18 protein-coding genes and 1 pseudogene are annotated in these 16,752 nt (G+C 54.1%); 10 read left to right on the forward strand and 9 right to left on the reverse strand.

Annotation, left to right across the window (positions count from 1 at the left end; genetic code table 11):
- Positions 1–23: 23 nt before the first annotated feature.
- The 6 genes from FGK64_RS21150 to FGK64_RS21175 all read right to left on the reverse strand — a co-directional run bounded on the left by FGK64_RS21150 (position 24) and on the right by FGK64_RS21175 (position 5,409).
- The gene (locus FGK64_RS21150) at positions 24–347 is read right to left on the reverse strand and encodes a 2Fe-2S iron-sulfur cluster-binding protein (protein ID WP_138865857.1); all 324 of its coding nucleotides are present in this window, start codon (positions 345–347) and stop codon (positions 24–26) included.
- Between the two features lie 11 nt (positions 348–358).
- Entirely contained in the window at positions 359–1,603 is a 1,245-nt protein-coding gene (locus FGK64_RS21155; RefSeq protein ID WP_138865858.1) for a cytochrome P450, read from the reverse strand.
- Between the two features lie 71 nt (positions 1,604–1,674).
- Entirely contained in the window at positions 1,675–2,691 is a 1,017-nt protein-coding gene (locus FGK64_RS21160; protein WP_138865859.1) for a 2Fe-2S iron-sulfur cluster-binding protein, read from the reverse strand.
- Positions 2,688–3,665, reverse strand: a complete 978-nt coding sequence (locus FGK64_RS21165; protein WP_138865860.1) for a PdxA family dehydrogenase — start codon at positions 3,663–3,665, stop codon at positions 2,688–2,690. Before FGK64_RS21165 ends, FGK64_RS21160 begins: the two co-directional genes overlap by 4 nt.
- A complete protein-coding gene (locus FGK64_RS21170) occupies positions 3,662–4,147 on the reverse strand; it encodes an aromatic-ring-hydroxylating dioxygenase subunit beta (RefSeq protein ID WP_210236612.1) in 486 nt (161 codons plus the stop codon). Before FGK64_RS21170 ends, FGK64_RS21165 begins: the two co-directional genes overlap by 4 nt.
- Entirely contained in the window at positions 4,144–5,409 is a 1,266-nt protein-coding gene (locus FGK64_RS21175) for an aromatic ring-hydroxylating oxygenase subunit alpha (protein WP_226562413.1), read from the reverse strand. The genes FGK64_RS21170 and FGK64_RS21175 overlap by 4 nt, the downstream gene beginning before the upstream one ends.
- 231 nt (positions 5,410–5,640) lie before the next feature.
- On the opposite strand from FGK64_RS21175, the gene FGK64_RS21180 reads away from it, so the two are divergent.
- Complete coding sequence (locus FGK64_RS21180) at positions 5,641–6,204, forward strand: NADPH-dependent FMN reductase (protein ID WP_138865862.1); 564 nt, start codon at positions 5,641–5,643, stop codon at positions 6,202–6,204.
- Between the two features lie 150 nt (positions 6,205–6,354).
- On the opposite strand, the gene FGK64_RS21185 is transcribed toward FGK64_RS21180, so the two are convergent.
- Together FGK64_RS21185 and FGK64_RS21190 are read right to left on the reverse strand one after the other, a co-directional pair.
- Complete coding sequence (locus FGK64_RS21185) at positions 6,355–7,311, reverse strand: IS5 family transposase (protein WP_138865863.1); 957 nt, start codon at positions 7,309–7,311, stop codon at positions 6,355–6,357.
- Positions 7,312–7,507: 196 nt separating this feature from the next.
- Positions 7,508–8,302: an IclR family transcriptional regulator domain-containing protein gene (locus FGK64_RS21190; RefSeq protein WP_138865864.1), complete on the reverse strand. Its 795-nt coding sequence runs from the start codon at positions 8,300–8,302 to the stop codon at positions 7,508–7,510.
- A 465-nt stretch (positions 8,303–8,767) separates the two neighbouring features.
- On the opposite strand from FGK64_RS21190, the pseudogene FGK64_RS21195 reads away from it, so the two are divergent.
- The 4 genes and pseudogenes from FGK64_RS21195 to FGK64_RS21210 all read left to right on the forward strand — a co-directional run.
- Positions 8,768–9,192: pseudogene (locus FGK64_RS21195) on the forward strand (IS66 family transposase); the annotation flags it as partial.
- A gap of 326 nt (positions 9,193–9,518) precedes the next feature.
- Complete coding sequence (locus tag FGK64_RS21200; protein ID WP_425456651.1) at positions 9,519–10,559, forward strand: TRAP transporter substrate-binding protein; 1,041 nt, start codon at positions 9,519–9,521, stop codon at positions 10,557–10,559.
- A gap of 86 nt (positions 10,560–10,645) precedes the next feature.
- The gene (locus FGK64_RS21205; protein ID WP_246057870.1) at positions 10,646–11,224 is read left to right on the forward strand and encodes a TRAP transporter small permease; all 579 of its coding nucleotides are present in this window, start codon (positions 10,646–10,648) and stop codon (positions 11,222–11,224) included.
- A complete protein-coding gene (locus tag FGK64_RS21210; protein WP_138865866.1) occupies positions 11,221–12,543 on the forward strand; it encodes a TRAP transporter large permease in 1,323 nt (440 codons plus the stop codon). Before FGK64_RS21205 ends, FGK64_RS21210 begins: the two co-directional genes overlap by 4 nt.
- Positions 12,544–12,724: 181 nt before the next feature.
- Here the strand turns inward: FGK64_RS21210 and FGK64_RS21215 are convergent, their stop codons facing one another.
- Positions 12,725–13,642 (reverse strand): LysR substrate-binding domain-containing protein, encoded by a 918-nt coding sequence (locus tag FGK64_RS21215; protein ID WP_171054179.1) that lies wholly within the window; start codon positions 13,640–13,642, stop codon positions 12,725–12,727.
- A gap of 128 nt (positions 13,643–13,770) precedes the next feature.
- On the opposite strand from FGK64_RS21215, the gene pcaC reads away from it, so the two are divergent.
- From pcaC to FGK64_RS21240, 5 genes are all read left to right on the forward strand, one after another.
- Positions 13,771–14,154, forward strand: coding sequence for a 4-carboxymuconolactone decarboxylase (gene pcaC, locus FGK64_RS21220; protein ID WP_246057872.1), 384 nt, complete (start codon positions 13,771–13,773; stop codon positions 14,152–14,154).
- Positions 14,151–14,879 carry a protocatechuate 3,4-dioxygenase subunit beta gene (pcaH, locus tag FGK64_RS21225; RefSeq protein WP_138865868.1) on the forward strand — a complete coding sequence of 243 codons (729 nt, stop codon included), beginning with the start codon at positions 14,151–14,153 and terminating at the stop codon, positions 14,877–14,879. Before pcaC ends, pcaH begins: the two co-directional genes overlap by 4 nt.
- A gap of 64 nt (positions 14,880–14,943) precedes the next feature.
- Complete coding sequence (pcaG, locus tag FGK64_RS21230) at positions 14,944–15,564, forward strand: protocatechuate 3,4-dioxygenase subunit alpha (RefSeq protein ID WP_138865869.1); 621 nt, start codon at positions 14,944–14,946, stop codon at positions 15,562–15,564.
- On the forward strand, positions 15,557–16,396 hold the full coding sequence (locus FGK64_RS21235) for a 3-oxoadipate:acetyl-CoA acetyltransferase (RefSeq protein ID WP_138865870.1): 840 nt from the start codon (positions 15,557–15,559) through the stop codon (positions 16,394–16,396). Before pcaG ends, FGK64_RS21235 begins: the two co-directional genes overlap by 8 nt.
- A partial coding sequence (locus tag FGK64_RS21240) for a CoA transferase subunit A (RefSeq protein WP_138865871.1) occupies positions 16,393–16,752 on the forward strand: 360 nt, incomplete at its 3' end. The genes FGK64_RS21235 and FGK64_RS21240, both read left to right, overlap by 4 nt.

A 16,752-nucleotide genomic window follows, 5' to 3' on the forward strand; every position in this document is an offset into this window, starting at 1 on the left:
TTCTCACCGGGAATGCAGAACATTCAGCCTTGGGTTTTGGGCAACCGAACAATGACTTGCTCTATCCCTTCAGGAACGTAGAGTTGGCAACTCAGTCGGCTTTCCGGCTGGCGATCTTCCGCAACGCACTCCAGCATTTCCTCCTCGACGTCGCTTATCGCGGTGAATGCCGAGGCTGAATCCTTTTCAAGATATACATGGCAGGTTGCGCACATCGCTGCTCCGCCGCATTCGGCCACAATGCCGGGAATATCGGCGTCAATGGCGGTGCGCATTACATTTGCTCCGACATCCACTTTGATATCCGTTCTGGTCCCGTCGGCGAGTTCATAGGTGATCGTAGGCATGTCGCCCTCCCTTAGTGTTTTTTGGCCGTCACGCGCATTGGCATGCTGGTGTATCCGCGTACGGTGTTATTGAAATGCAGAATCGGTTCCCCCAACAGTTCAATTGATTCGACTTTGGATGCCAAAGTTCGCAAAGCGATTTCGCCTTCCATCCGCGCAATCATTTGACCTGCACAGCCATGAATCCCTGCTCCGAAGCCCATGTTGCCCGTGGCTTTGCGCAATACGTCAAAGCGGTCGGGATCCGCCCAATGACGCGGATCGCGATTTGCTGACGCAACAAAAACCAGTACCTTTTGTTCCCTTGCCAAAGGAACGCCTTCCAGTTCGGTTTCCGTTGTGGTCGTGCGATAGAAAGAGTGGAAGGTGCTGTCATAGCGCAGTACTTCTTCAATTGTCGCACGCGCTCTTTTCGGGTCATCGCGCAACACGGCCCATTGGTCTGGGTTGCGGCCCAGATTGACGAGCGCGTTCCCCATTGTGAAAATTGTCGTGTCCAATCCGGCCGAGAGAGTTGTGCGCACGAGCATTCCCGCATCTTCATGCGAAATATCGCCCGCATCAGCTGCAGCATAAAGCTCTGCGCCAAATCCGTCCGAAGTCAGGTTTTCGCGTTGGCAAGCATTGGTAATCCATTCCGTCGCAGGCCCCAGATTTGCGAGGCATTCTTTGAAACGATCATTGGCGGGGCCAAACGCGTTGAAGACCATATCGCCATAGGGCAGAAGATGCTCCCGTCCGTCCTTTGGCACACCAACCGCGTCTCCAAAAACTTTGATCGGGAACGCGTCTGCCAAGTCCTTAACGCCGTCGCAAACACCCTTTTCAATCATCCGATCAACCATCAGCTCCGCCTGAGCTTCGAATGTGGAAGTCAGTTTTTTCAATGCGCGGGGTGAAAGAATACGTGTGAAGACGGCTCTGGTCTTGGTATGCTCGGGCGGATCAACTTCCAGTATGATACTTGGTTGCCGCCAAGGTTCTTCGGTGTGAAAATTGGTAAGGCCGACGCCGGCACTGGAGCAATATGTTTCCGGATCGGTCAACACTTTGCGTACGCTATCGTACCGCGTCACCGCATAAACCCCGTATTTTTTCAGCCAGACGATTGGCCCCGCCTCGCGCATCATTTCATAATGCGGATATGGATCCCTAAGCACCTCTGATGCGTAGGGGTCAAAGTCGAGCGAAGCAACACCTTCAACCGGTACTGGATATGATTGAGATCTGCTCTCAGGTTGCTGTTGAAATTTCACGGCATACTCCTCCCTTGGAAATTAGCCTTGACGAACTTGTAAGTTGTGACGCTCGTCCCTGTGGCTTCTGCCTATGCAGGCATATCGCCTGTTGGTTCGCCCGAGGGCACAAACGCATCGCTGTAGAAGGCCGCCTTGTCGAGCTTGGAGGCGGCGCAAAAATCCTTTTTTGCGGCGTCAATCATCATTGGGGCGCCACAAGCATAAACCTCTAGGCTCGACATATCCGGATGGTCCGATTGGACCGCCTTATGTACGAAGCCGGTCCGACCATTCCATGTGTCCGGAGGATCCGAAAGAACGGGCGTAAACGTAAACCACTCGTGCTTTTCGGCCCATTTGTCTGGAAGAGAGCGCAGGTAGAGATCGGCTTCGGTGTTCGCACCCCAATAAAGATGAATTGGACGCGAGCCACCTTGCTTGATTTGGTGTTCGACGATCGATTTGATCGGGGCAAATCCCGTTCCCGTTGCGATCAGGATCGCGGGCTTATCTGTATCTTCATTCAAGGTGAAATTGCCAAAAGGAAGCTCGACGGAAAGAACAGCCCCCTTTTCAAGGTTGGCAAGAACCGTTTGAGAAAACTTCCCGCCAGGAACGTGGCGAATGTGCAATTCAATACCATCGTTCTGATGGGGTGGATTGGCCATCGAGTAGTTTCTGCTATCGCCGTCGGGCATTAGCACACTTAGGTACTGACCAGCCTGAAAGACGGATCGGTTGCCAATTGGGAACCTCAAACTAATGACTGACACGTCAGAAGCGGGATGCCCAATTTTTCGAACTTTGGCCTCGAATGTCTTGCGAGAAACGGGTTCAACTTTCTTGATACTTTTCGGGTCGATTTCAAGATCCGAGCGAGGTCTGGCCTGGCACAAAAACACACCTTCGGCAGGCCCGACGCAGGTACCCTGCCCACGAACGGCAGCCTCGCCGGATGTAATACCACCTTCGCATGATGAACAGACGCCTTTTCGGCAAGAATAAGGGATCGCGAAGCCGGCACGTTCGGCCGCATCCAAAACGGTTTCATCCTCGGTGCATTCAAAAGCGATGTCTTCGCCTGTGACAGAGATTTGATAGATCATTTTGCCCCTCCAACCAGTTTTATTGCTCGAATGACAGCCTCAGGGTCTGCGCAGTTTTTGCCCGCAATATCAAAGGCCGCGCCGTGCCCAACGCTGGAAAATAGGGTGTCAGCCCCGATCGACAGTGCCGACGCTTTTCTCCCTGCCAGCAATTTGACGGGAATATGCCCTTGATCGTGATACATCGCGACATATGCATCGAACCCGTCACGGGCCAGCATTGTGTCGGCGCCCTCGGGGCCGTGTGCATCGACGCCTTGCTCCCGCAGTTTTTGGATCGCAGGGGCGACGATACGGTTGTCCTCGTCGCCGAACAGGCCGTTTTCGCCAGCATGTGGATTGATTCCAAACACTCCAACGCGCGGTTTCGCCACTCCCAAGTCGCGCAGGGCGGAATCAGCGGCAAGCGCGGCCTTCTCAATCAGTTCCGAGTTTAACCGCCTTAACGCGCTGTTGATCCCTTCGTGAAGCGTAACGTGTACGACGCGTAGCCCCCCGCCAACCAACATCAGGAAGACGCTGTCGGGCCCGGTTTTCAACAATTCCGACAGCAAATTCGGATAACCTGAAAAGACACGCCCAGAGGCATTTACTGCCGTTTCGGAATGGGGGCACCCGATAACTCCTCGACCGGCTCCGTCGGCAAGCAACGCCAAGGCCGCTTCGACATAGGAAACGGTGGCCCGCCCGGCAGCGGCATTAACGGTCCCGGGTACGTAATTCGCAGGAGGCATTGCATTGATGACAAACAGATCGATCGTTTTCGCCGTGCTACCCCACTTGGAACGATCGGTTTGCAGGCCAAATCCGAGGGCGTCTGCGAGGGGAGCAACGATATAGTCGTCCCCCAGCAAAACAGGCCGATAACGAGGATCTTCGTGCAATGTCGCCGCTGCTTTGACCGCAATTTCCGGACCAATGCCATTGGGGTCACCAATGGTTACCAGCACCGGCTTGGTATTTGCGCTTGTCACAGTGGAAACCCGAGCAGTGTATCGACATAGCTGCTGTCAAGAACGACAATGCGCTTCATGATCTTCGCGTCGCTTTCTGTGACTTTATACCGATCAACATAGCGCCCCGTCGCATACAGGTCGGTCGGGCCCTCACGGGTAATTCTTGCCACCATGAACGAGGTTTCGGATTCTACCTCGTCACCCTCAATGCTCGAAATATGAGGTTGTCCGAGAATGTGCCGGTACGAATGCCGTTCGTAAACATTTGCCTCCAGCAGCGACAAAATGCGGTCATGCAGCATCGCCTTGCTGTCCAGCCACATCAATCCGGCCTCCAGACCCTGGGCAAAGTTGTCAGCAGACGTGATCTGATAAAAGCAGTCATCGACAAAGAACGTTGGCCAATCATAGAAATCACCGTCGTCAATCGCGTAGGCATACCGTGCCTGAACCATCCCGATGAGGTTTGTCAGCTCTGCTATTTTCTTGAAGTCGTTCACAGGCCCATCCTCCCACGATATTCGGTCCAGAACCCACGAATGGCGGCCTCGGTAATGCGATCTGTTCCTGTCTCGATTGAATGTCCGCCCATCGCGAGAACAGCGCGCTCGTCAGGCGCTCCCTTTGTTCCGCGTTGAACGAAGTTCCCGATACACCCATCTTCCATCGAAACATACCCGCCCGGTCCGATCAGGTTGGACAGCTTCAGACGCGTTTTGCGTTGCTCCGGTGTGTCGTCCTCGAACCCGATATAGGTCCATTTCAGATGCATACTGTCCGTGCCCTTGGGCAGAACCGTACGTACCGCAATCGAGTTTTGGATCTGTTGCAAAACGAAGTTCGGAAATACGGACAAGATTTGAAGAGTAATATCATCGTCGTATTCCTTGAAGCTCGCCAAGAGCGACATATCAGTCAGACTGAGATCGGAATCTGATCGAATATTCTCGTCTTTGTAGGCATTCTTCTGATCATCATCCAGCGTCTCGCCGTGATCCACACACGAATAGCTGACATGACATCCACCTGTTTCATTGACGATAATTCCTCCCTTTTGCGACAGACGATTAAGCTCGAAAGTCGTGAAGAAGGTATGAAGGATGCTCGCATGGTAACTGTCCTTAGTGTTTTCGACGTAAAGCTTCCAGTTGTTGGGAAGGATTTGGGTGAAACGCCCCAAGACAACCGGTTTCCGTCCACCTAGAACACGCTCGATACGCTCTAGGACGGCTTCACCGAGATAGTCTTCGATGTCATCAACATTTTCGTCGAAACTTCCGAAGACCAGCCCATGCAGGACTGACACCCGCATTTTGCGAGGCCCCTGGTTTTCCATTTTGAAATCATCGGCGATACCACCACAGCCCTTGATTCCATCCTTGAAGGCAACCCCGATCAAATCGCCCTGAAGACTGTGTGTCCATGCGTGATAGACGCAGGTGAAGTCTTTAACGTTTCCTCGATCTTCCAGGGCTAGCAACGAACCACGATGCGCGCAGCGATTCTCGAAAGCATACAACTCTCCGTCCTTATCGCGAGTTACGATGACGGGAGTTTCTCCGGCAGAAACGGCCACGAAGTCTCCGGCTTCTCTGAGCTCGGCCTCTAAGCATAGGAAGTTCCACACAGGGCCGTGAAATAGCTTCCTATTCTCCGCTTCCAAAATATCTTGACGCTGAAAAATCCAATAAGGAACACGCGAGGCCCCGTCTTCAGTGGACCACGTTGGGCGTTTTGCCTCAGTTTCTTCAAGAGTTGCCACCAGTGTGTCTCCCATTTATGTTGACGTTCGAATAGCGAACAAGTTTCGAATATCGTACTTTTAGTCTTTACACGAGCATATTTTGGTGTCAAGACCTCTTTGAACTGGGGCGGGAGACGCGATGGGCGAGACAGACCGACCCGGAGGTCGGCTCTAGGGCGGACCTAAGTGGGCTTTGCGCTCCGAAACGCCAAAGATGTCTAACTTGTCCAGAAATGTTGGAGACCGGATATGAGCAAGCTATTGTTTTTCGCGGGAAGTAGCCGAAAAGAATCGGTCAATTCTAAACTGGCGCAATCAGCGGCGGAACTTGGGCAATCATGCGAGCCTAGTAGGATCTCTGTTACGCTCGTTGATCTTGCAGATTTTGATGCGCCGAACGTTGATGGGGCGAGCGCGACAACAGCCGAAGTGCCGGAGCAAGTGATCAAGTTCCGCGAGTTGCTGCGGGCACATGATGGGTTTTTCATAGGTTCAGATGAATACACTGGCGCATATTCATCGATATTACGAAATTTGATTGGATGGTTAGTGCTCACAAGTGGACCGGACGACACTGCGTTCAAAAGCAAACCTGTTGCCATTTGCGGGGCTTCTTCGCGCGGAGTCGGGTCTGTTCGTGGGCATCCTGCTCTCCAACAGTTATTCGTTACTCTTGGAGCGAATGTAATTTCTCAGCACATCCGGCTTGGCACCGCCGCGGGTGCATTCCAGCAAGATGGAAAATTGACAGAAAGCGTAAAAAGGCAATTGCTTGACAATGCCATTCCAAAACTCCTCTCTGCTGTTGGATAGGATATGAGGAACGTCTGATCTACCGTCTGGGCTGCCCCGATTTACGGGCAATCGGGTTTTGATTTTGCAGACGGGGACGGATTTTGGGCTCGTAGCGACAGAATCGGCAGCCCTGAGGCTCCACGCCACTGTTTTTGGGCAGAGTCCGCCTCATGCCATCAGCTTTCGTCGAACAAGAAACAAGTTGTCTAGGGCGAATAGCGTAAAGAGCTGCGCGCGGTTCTTGGCGAGACCACGGTAACGGGTCTTGATGTAGCCAAACTGGCGCTTGATCACCCGGAAGGGATGTTCAACCCGGGCCCGCACCTTGGCGATGATCCGGTTGATGTCTTCATTGATGGGGTGCAGTCCACTGCCCCTTGGTGCCTTGCGCATCACACCCCAGAACTTGCCGACCCCGGAGAATGCCGTCTCTCGCGTGGCGCTGATATACCCCTTGCCAGCCCAGACCGATGTCTCTTTGCCGTGTGGAAGGTCGTCCCAGACCTGGCTGTCATGGGTCTTGGCCGTCGTGGTCTCCAAGCTGTGCACGATGCCGCTCTGAGCATCGACGCCAACATGCGCCTTCATTCCGAAATACCAGTCGTTACCCTTCTTTGTCGACGACATCTCAGGATCGCGCGCCTTCGCCTCATTCTTGGTCGAGGACGGCGCATCGATGATCGTCGCATCCACCAATGTGCCGGAGCGAAGCGTGATACCCTGATCGGCAAGGTGAGTGTTCACCTCGACAAACAGCTTTTCGGTCAGCTGATGCGTCACCAGCAGGTGGCGGAAATTCAGGATCGTCGTCTCGTCCGGGATGCGGTCGTCCCCAAGCTCAATGCCCACGAACTGGCGCATGGCGTCACTGTTATACAGCATCTCCTCGGCCATCGGGTCGCTGAGCGCATACCAGTTCTGGAGGAAGTATATGCGCAGCATCGTTTCCAGCGGCATCGGCGGCCGTCCACCCTTTGGTCCGACCTTCGAGTAGTGCGGAGCAATCAGCGTCAACAACCGCAGCCACGGCACAACCGCATCCATCTCCGCGAGGAACTTCTCACGCCGCGTCTGTTTCTTCTTCATCGATTGGCGGAGGCCTGGAAAGGCGGGCTGCTTGGGCATCGGCGGGTACCTCTATCGTCCCCGCAACTCTACCCCATGCCGCTCAGTGCGCGAGGTTTTTCAGACTTTCTATGAATATTCCGGGTTTGTCTAAAATGGCAGTGTGATTGTGTCTTACACCCGACTCATGTCTCAGGTGAGTTGCCATGGGTTGGAAAGTTCTAGGACGTCTAACAGAAATTCCAAGAGTGACTGCTCAGAGTGATTGCGAAAGCCTGCTCGCAAAAATTTGCAAAATTGGTAGGAAATCCTTCCGCAATTGATTTGTGGAAATTCTGGCACTGGAGGCACTCATACTCATTGCAGCCACTGTATTTTGATGGTTGTCCATTACAGGCACAGCCATGGAAACCATGCCTTCCTCCAACTCGTTGATAGTAATTTCGTAGCCATCGTGTCCTACCTTTTCAATGCGTTCGCGAAGCCGCTCTCTATCTACTATTGTTGCGGGCGTGAGTTTGAGAAGCTTAGTTGTGTCCAAGTACTCGTCGAGCGTTTTTATAGATTGCGCTGCCAACAGTACGCGACCCGTCGCAGACGCGTATGCTGGCAATCGACCGCCCAATTTGGCGAGGCTAGAGATTATCCGTTCCGCTTCGACGCGGGCAACAAACACAGCGTAACCGTCCTCGAGAATTGCCAGTGAGATTGATTCATTCAACCTATCACGTGCTGCTTCGAGATATGTTTCTGCCAGTTGCGGTAATGATGCAGACTCGTAGTAGGCAGCGCCGAGTCGCAGCATTCTAGGAGTTGGTCTATACTTTGACCCTTGTCTAAATAGATATCCGGCATCCGTAAGGGTCAGTAAACATCGCCGCGCACTGGCGCGTGAGATCCCAGCGACGGCCGCTGCGCTTGCGACCGTAAGATGTTCATGACTTGACCCGAAGGCCTCGATAATCGCCAAGCCCTTGGCCAGGCCAGCCATGCCTTCTGGGGCGCGATCTTTCGAAGATGCAGGTTGCGGGGAGCTTTCATCATCGGTCATTGGGATTTGTCTACCTATTAGAGTTCGAGCTTCAAACAACTACTCAAAAGTCTGAGGCAAAACAAGAATCCGAATGCCAAGCTTTTGGGGAGTAACACATCTTCTCCGTCATCTCTATGGCAAAGTAGGCGATGTTCCCATCTCGTTAGGCGTCGAGTTTTACGCGCCGGGTCATTGGCGGTGGACCGATGCCGCCAAGGCTCGCGCGTAGGCCGGGACGTTGGAGCCGGCCGCAAGCAAGTGTTCCGTGGTAGAATGGTATGCCACTTATCCGAACCCACTTTCAAGATGGTGGTGTCTGGTCGATCAAAGCAAGCTGATTCTGCCCGCCGCCGAAAGTGACGATCAGGTCTTCGCACCCCTCGTCGTCCGTAAGGCCGCCAAGAAAGGACAAAGCCGGAGATGCCGGCGCAGGAGGTGGTGATCCCGATCACTCAAAGCGCGGTCGTGATCCAACTCGGGCACGGCACCGCAACCTTCTACCTCGGCCCTGTGATTGATCGACTAATCGAGCATCTTATGCCATCCGGAAAGCCCTTCATGGCGAGACCGCGGCACCTGTCCTGAACCCGGGCCGTGGCCGGGCCAAGACTGGCTACTTCTGGGCCTTGGTGCGTGATGACAGGGAACGAGGCGACGATAACCCGCATAGCGGGATCTTCACTTTACAGCCACGCTGCCTCGAGGTCCATGCCGAGCAGATATCGCAGGGATTCGACTGTATTCTGCAGCTTGACGGATATGCAGGCTACGACCGACTGACACGACCCTCGCGCAAGGGCGGCGCGCCGATCACGGTCGCGCGCAGTTGGGCACACGCGCGCTGTAAGCTGAAGGTTTTCGATCGTGATGGATCTGAGATCGCAGTCGGGAGCCTGCGCCGGAACGCTTAACTCTACCGCACCGACGTCTAGACCTGCGGACTGAATCGGAAAATTATATAATATTTATCATTAGTTTACTATTAATACTAGAAGTCGCATCTGCCAAAAATACCAGAGCCGTACAGCGATGCCGAGCATGTCCTCACTTTGGCGTATCACTGAGCCACATCCCTGTCAGGTTGACTGCATTGACAACCGTTCTCGGAATCAATAGTGTTCGCTATAGATAACATGTTCGAAAATCGAACAATAGCATGAAGCGCTCGGAGCGTTGTCAACACGAATGGCGGTCGCCGAAGAGCAAAATCAAACTGGGAGGAACCATGAAGAAAATTTCGTTTAGGTCGGCTGTACTTGCGGCTGTTGTCGGGGTGGCTGGAGCATTGGTGTCAGGTACTGGCGCTACGGCGCAAGAGTTCACCCTCAAACTGCACCAGTTCTTACCTGCCCAGGCCCACGTGCCCAAAAACGTGCTGGACGTATGGGCTGACAACGTGGAGCGGGACTCTGGCGGTCGGATCAAGATTGAACGCTATCCTTCAATGCAACTCGGTGGCAGTCCCCCTGAGTTGATCGAACAAGTCACAGACGGTGCAGTCGACATTATCTGGACAGTAATCGGCTACACGCCTGGTCGGTTCCCGCGAACTGAAGTTTTTGAACTTCCTTTCATTCTGCCAAATGCGGAAGTCGGGTCGCGCGCATTTTGGAGCATGGTCAATTCAACGATGCTTGATCATGAATTTAAGGATGTGCATGTATTGGGGGCTTGGGTGCATGATGCTGGGCTTTTTCACTCGGACAAACCCATCAATTCTTTGGAGGATCTGAATGGCATGAAAATTCGGGGGGCCTCTCGGACAGTTAACATGCTGCTCGAAGAACTTGGGGCTTCTCCAGTTGGAATGCCGGTCCCAGCGGTGCCCGAGTCCCTTTCAAAAGGCGTGATCAACGCCGCTACATTGCCTTGGGGCGTTGTAAGCAGTCTAAAGGTGCCAGAGTTGGTTCATAACCATACTGAATTTACCGGGAATGCACTTTACACTGCGACTTTCTTGTTCGCCATGAACAAAGATACGTACAACTCCCTTCCCGCCGATTTGCAAAAAGTGATTGACGACAATTCTGACATTGAGTTTTCGGGATTTGCTGGTTCAGTTCAAGAAGCAAACGTAGCACCCAGCAAGGCCGCCGCAGCAACTCTTGGTAACCAACTAGTGGTTCTAGATGCTGAGCAAACCGCTATTTGGAGGGAAGCTGCACAGCCTGTCTATGACAATTGGGCAATGGATATGGATGCTAAGGGCTATGACGGGAAGGCTTTGATCGCCGAGGCGGAAGCACTCATCGCGAAATACACCGCTGCGCAATAATAACAATAAGCTGTTGCGTTGTAATCAGGTGCGGCGACGCACCTGATTACAACAGTTTGGCATATGATATTGACCGGACTTTCTCCGTGAGCCGGTTCTTGAAATTCATATTTACGCCGATGGGAGGGGTGCAAATGACGGTAGATCGATTTTTTGAGCAACTGGCGAAAACAGTGGCGATACTGGGTGGCATTGTTTTGCTCGGTATTACTGTTTTGACATGTACGTCCATTATCGGGCGCTCGCTGATTGGTGTCGGACTAGGCCCTATCAAAGGAGATTTTGAGCTTGTCGAGGCCGGTGTCGGCTTTGCTGTGTGTGCTTTTCTCCCGTGGTGTCAGGTCCAACGAGGGCATGCGACCGTCGATCTGTTCACCAATATCCTGTCAGCAAGGATAAATCGTTGGATCAATCTTATTGCTGAGACACTGATGGCTTTGGCCATATTCGTTATGACCTGGAAACTATGGGACGGAATGGCCAGCAAGCTCCGGTATGGCGACACCACCTTTATCCTGGAAATGCCAACGTGGTGGCCTTATGCGGCCTGCTTTTCTGCAATGGTCGTGGCCTGTGTCGTGGCGATTTACCTCGTGATAGTCAGAGCTGTCGAGTTGCTGACCGGAAAAACTAACACCAACCTTGGTTCAGGAGCAGTTCATTGAGTATCCTTGAAATCGGAATATGGTCGTTTCCTGTTCTGCTGATCATGATTTTTCTACGTATTCCCATCGGCTTGTCGATGTTGATAGCTGGATTTGTCGGATCATACTTGGTCACCGGAAGTTGGCTACCCATCATGTCCAAGATGAAAAATGAGACGTACTCGACTTTTTCCAGTTATTCACTATCGATTGTGCCTTTGTTTTTGCTTATGGGACAGTTCGCCACTTTGGGCGGCATGTCACAAGCGCTGTTCAAAGCGGCTGAAACCTGGATGGGGCATAAGAAAGGCGGGGTTGCGATGGCTGCTATCGGAGCTTGTGCCGGTTTTGGTTCGATCTGTGGATCGTCTTTGGCCACGGCAGCCACAATGAGTCAAGTGGCCCTGCCAGAGCTACGCCGATATGGATACTCTGGAAAGCTGGCCACTGGTACGTTGGCGGCTGGCGGAACACTAGGAATTCTCATCCCTCCGTCGTTTGTCCTTGTTATTTATGCCATCCTGACTGAGCAAAATATTGCAAAACTATTCGTCGCGGCGTTTGTACCAGGGCTACTTGCAGCGGTTGGCTATATTATCGCTATCTCAATCTATGTTCGGATCTTTCCCGATTCCGCAGGGTCGCGTGAACGTGCTCCCTACAAAGAAAGGTTTCGTTCTCTTTTAGATGTTTGGCCGGTTCTTGTAATATTTCTTGCAGTTGTAGGGGGTATCTATTCCGGTTGGTTTACGCCGACTGAGGGGGCAGCGGTCGGAGCAGCCGGAACAGGGCTACTTGCACTCGTTAATGGTGGGCTTACTTGGAAGACTCTTATTGAATCAATTCTCTCGACTGCGTCAGCTACCGCAATGATTTTCTTTATTGTTTTCGGCGCTAGTATCTATAATGGCTTCTTGGCGCTGAGCCATGTTCCTGTAGAGCTCGCAAACTGGGTCGTAGAATTGGGATTAAACCCGTGGGCAGTGCTGGTTCTTATTCTGTGTATTTACCTGGTACTAGGATGCGTTATGGATTCCTTGTCCATGATTCTTCTTACCATCCCGATCTTTTTCCCGATTGTTACAGTGCTCGACTATGGATTGGGTTCCGAGGAATTTGCTCTGTGGTTCGGAATCTTAGTCCTCATTGTTGTCGAAGTGGGGTTGATAACGCCGCCGGTAGGTATGAACCTTTTTGTGATCAATTCAATGGCGAACGAGACGCCACTTTCGTCGACGTTCAAGGGTGTCGTCCCATTCATTATGTCCGATTTGATTCGGACAGCGATCTTGGTCATGTTCCCATCGATCACGTTGGTTCTCTTGCGATTGCTATACTGACGTGAAGCTCTGATTGAAGTTGGACTGCTGCAAACTGTTTTTCCCAACCGCGCTTTGCGTTTCCGAGGCAGTTCTTAGGCGTCCGATCTGACTGAACGGCACCGCATTATTAGTGATAGATTGTGTCCTCTTTGGAAGGCGGACACAATTGACCCCTCAACGTCGTCGCGAAGCCACAGCATCAACAGTGACGCTGCGATCCGGGGCGCATCTGGAGGGCGACAAGCTCGTCGGTGGATGCTCTAAGGCAATCTGCGAGCACATTCCGTTCAACCTTAAGCGGGGCGAAGCGCGAAACGCTGATGCCCACAGGCCCGGATAAGAGCGGTGAGGCAAGGTCCACAGTAATCAGTGTTCCCAGCCTCACTTCCTCTGCCACTACCCCACGCGAAATGAACCAGAGCATGTTGGAGGACTGGACAATCTTTCTTCCTGCAGGCAGCGCGACGGTTTCAATATCACCGCGCATCTCGGGCAAACCGATGCTGGACAGATATCGGTCAACTGTACTGAAAATCACGGCACCCTTGGGCGGAAGAATAAGAGGGAATCGTCTGATTTCCACTTCGGGGTTGCTCGCGGCAATGATTGGGTGGTCCGGGCGGCAAACCAGCACGACATCTTCGATATAAAGCTGCTGGAATGTCACGCCTGATGACGTTTCGCCTTCCGGCATTCGTCCTACGACAAGATCGAGTGTTCCGTCGCGCAGCTGGTTGAATAGCAGCCAGTTTGGCCCGGTCAGGATGTGGAGCCGGACATTCGGAGCTTCCTCGCGAAATCGAAGGGCCGCCCGGGGAAGCAGATCTGTGGATGCGGTCGGCAAGGCTCCCACCGAAAGCCGGATCGTCGCACCCCCTTCCTTTACCAGCCGATCATACCCACGCATGAGTTCCGTCATTGAGGCCGCTGCATGGCTTTGAAACATCCGTCCGGCTTCGTTCAATCGCAAGCCCCGTCCGGCGCGATCAAACAATTGCGCCCCGAGAATATCCTCCAACTCCCTCAAGCTCCGCGAGACAGCTGGTTGTGTGATGTTGAGCCGGTCTGCCGCAACCGAAACGCTTTCGGCGCGCGCGATTTCAAGAAAACAACGCACGTGTCGCAGCCTGAGATGAGTATCCCAATTCATAAACAAAATGGTATCAGTTTGGCGAATAATATCAATATTCGAAAACAAAAATTATAAGTAAATTGGACCCCACAGTTGACGCACAGGAGCATTACATGTTGGACGACCGTTTTGATCGAGGCATGCAAACCCGCCGTTCTGTGCTTGGCGATGCCCATGTCGACCGTGCTGAGGCCGCCAAAACGCCCTTCGATCTGCCGTTTCAGACCCTGATCACCGAAGGGGCCTGGGGAACGGTCTGGGCCGATGACACGATCTCACGCCGGGAACGCTCGATGCTTACGCTGGCGCTTCTGGCGGCGACTGGCAATTTTGAGGAAATCCCGATGCACATCCGTGCGACGGCCAACACCGGCGCGAGCAAGCAGGACGTCATCCAGGCCTTTCTGCATGTCGCCATCTATGCCGGTGTGCCCAAAGCCAATCACGCGATCAAGCTTGCCAAGGCGACCTATGCCGAAACGGAGGAGACCACATGACCCAACCCGGAGAATTCTACCAACGCGACCGGAGCATACAGCCCGCGGCCTTTACGCCGAACTACAAGACGTCCGTGGCGCGCAGCCCGCGCTACTCGATGATCTCATTGCAGAATTCTGTCTCTGAAATCACCGGGCCGCGCTTTGGCCACAATGACATCGACGCCGGCGACAACGATCTGCTGACAAACTACGCCAAGGCCGATGAGAGCCCGATCGGCGAACGGATCGTTCTGCACGGTCGGGTTTTGGACGCAAACGCTCGTCCCGTCCCGAACACGCTGGTCGAGATCTGGCAGGCCAATGCAGGCGGGCGCTATCGCCACAAGAAGGACACCTACCTTGCCCCCATCGACCCCAATTTCGGCGGTTGTGGGCGCACCCTGACGGATGTCAACGGGTATTTCTTCTTCCGCACAGTCAAGCCTGGCGCCTATCCTTGGCGCAACATGGTCAACAACTGGCGTCCGGCCCACATCCACGTCTCGGTCTTCGGCTCGGGCATTGTGCAGCGACTCATCACCCAGTGCTACTTCGAAGGCGATCCGCTGATCCCGATCTGCCCGATTGTGCAGACGATCCCGGATACAGGCGCCATCGAACAACTCACCGCCAAGCTCGACCTGAACGCGACAGTCCCGCTCGACAGCATTGCCTACAAGTTCGACATCGTGCTTCGCGGTCGCCGCTCGACACTATTTGAAAACCGTCTGGAGGGGAACTGAAGCGTTTCCAGCAAAAAAGGGAACCGGTTTGTCGGTTCGGAAACGCGTCAACAGGAGAAAAAACATGCCTCAAGAACTCGCCTACCTGAAAGAATCCGCCTCCCAAACCGCCGGTCCCTACGTCCATATCGGCTTGGCACCAGGTGCCGCAGGATTTGACATCTACCGCCAGGAGTTGGGTCACGACATCACCGGCCGGAACGCGAAGGGCGAACGCATCCGCGTCGAAGGCCGCGTGATCGACGGCATGGGCGCACCGATCAAAGACGTACTGCTCGAAGTATGGCAGGCCAATGCCGAGGGGCACTACGCCCACCCCGAAGGCGGTGGCGACGTCGAAGATGGCTTCCGTGGCTGGGGTCGGGTCATTTCCGATTTCGAGACGGGTGAGTGGTCATTCGAAACGGTGAAGCCCGGGACAACCAAAGGCCGCAACGTGGGCACACAGGCCCCGCACCTGAACTTCTGGATCGTCGCGCGCGGCATCAATATCGGGCTCAACACCCGAATGTACTTCGGAGACGAGGCACAAGCGAATACCGCCGACCCGGTCTTAAATCTAATCGAATGGAAACACCGCCGCGCCACCCTGATCGCCGAACGCAGTGAAACGGACGGCCTGCCCACTTACCGCTTTGACATTCAGCTTCAGGGTGAGAACGAAACGGTGTTCTTCGATGTCTGATCCCTGCATCATCTGTGTCGCCATCACTGGGTCTTTGCCGACCAAGGCCAATAATCCGGCAGTCCCTATTACCGTCTCCGAACAGGTCGAAAGCACGCACGAAGCGTTCGAGGCCGGTGCCTCCATCGTTCATGCCCATGTACGCAACGATGACGAGACGCCGTCCTCCGATCCCGAGAAGTTCGCACGCCTGAAAGAAGGGTTGGAGAAACACTGCCCCGGCATGATCATCCAGTTTTCCACTGGCGGTCGGTCAGGTGCAGGCCACGCACGCGGCGGCATGCTGCCGCTAGCACCTGATATGGCGTCCCTGTCGGTAGGGTCGAACAACTTCCCCACGCGGGTCTATGAAAACCCGCCCGATCTGGTCGACTGGCTCGCGTCCGAGATGAAGGCGCACGAGGTGAAGCCGGAGATTGAGGCCTTCGATCTGAGCCACATCTTTCAGGCGGCGAAGATGCATGCCGACGGGCGGATCAAGGACACACCCTATGTGCAGTTCGTCATGGGCGTGAAAAACGCCATGCCGGTCGACCGCGACGTGTTCGATTTCTACATCAAGACCGTCAAGCGACTTTTTGGAGAAGCCACACCTTGGTGCGCGGCCGGGATAGGTGCCCAGCAATCGACGCTGAACGACTGGGCCGTGTCCTCCGGTGGTCATGCCCGTACGGGGCTTGAGGACAATGTCCGGCTTGATCGCAACACGCTGGCACCATCTAACGCAGCGTTGGTGCGCCGGGTGGTCGAGCTCTGCGAGACATACGAACGCCCAGTGGCCACATGGAGCCAGGCCAGAAGGATACTGGGACTGAAGGAGGTCGCCGCATGAAGAAAGTCTACGCCACCGCATCCGAGGCCCTCGACGGGCTTTTGCGCGATGACATGCTGATTGCCGCTGGGGGCTTTGGCCTTTGTGGCATCCCCGAACTGCTGTTGGAGGCCATCAAGGAGAGCGGCGTGAAGGATCTCACCTTCGCCTCCAACAACGCTGGCGTCGACGATTTCGGGATCGGAATCCTTTTGCAGACCCGACAAGTCAGGAAGATGATCTCTTCCTATGTCGGCGAGAACGCCGAGTTCATGCGCCAATACCTCAGCGGCGAGCTGGAGCTTGAGTTCAACCCGCAGGGCACCCTGGCCGAGCGCATGCGTGCTGGCGGTTGCGGCATCCCTGGCTTCTACACC

The sequence above is a fragment of the Arenibacterium halophilum genome, assembly GCF_005938225.1.
GTDB classification, from domain to species: domain Bacteria; phylum Pseudomonadota; class Alphaproteobacteria; order Rhodobacterales; family Rhodobacteraceae; genus Arenibacterium; species Arenibacterium halophilum.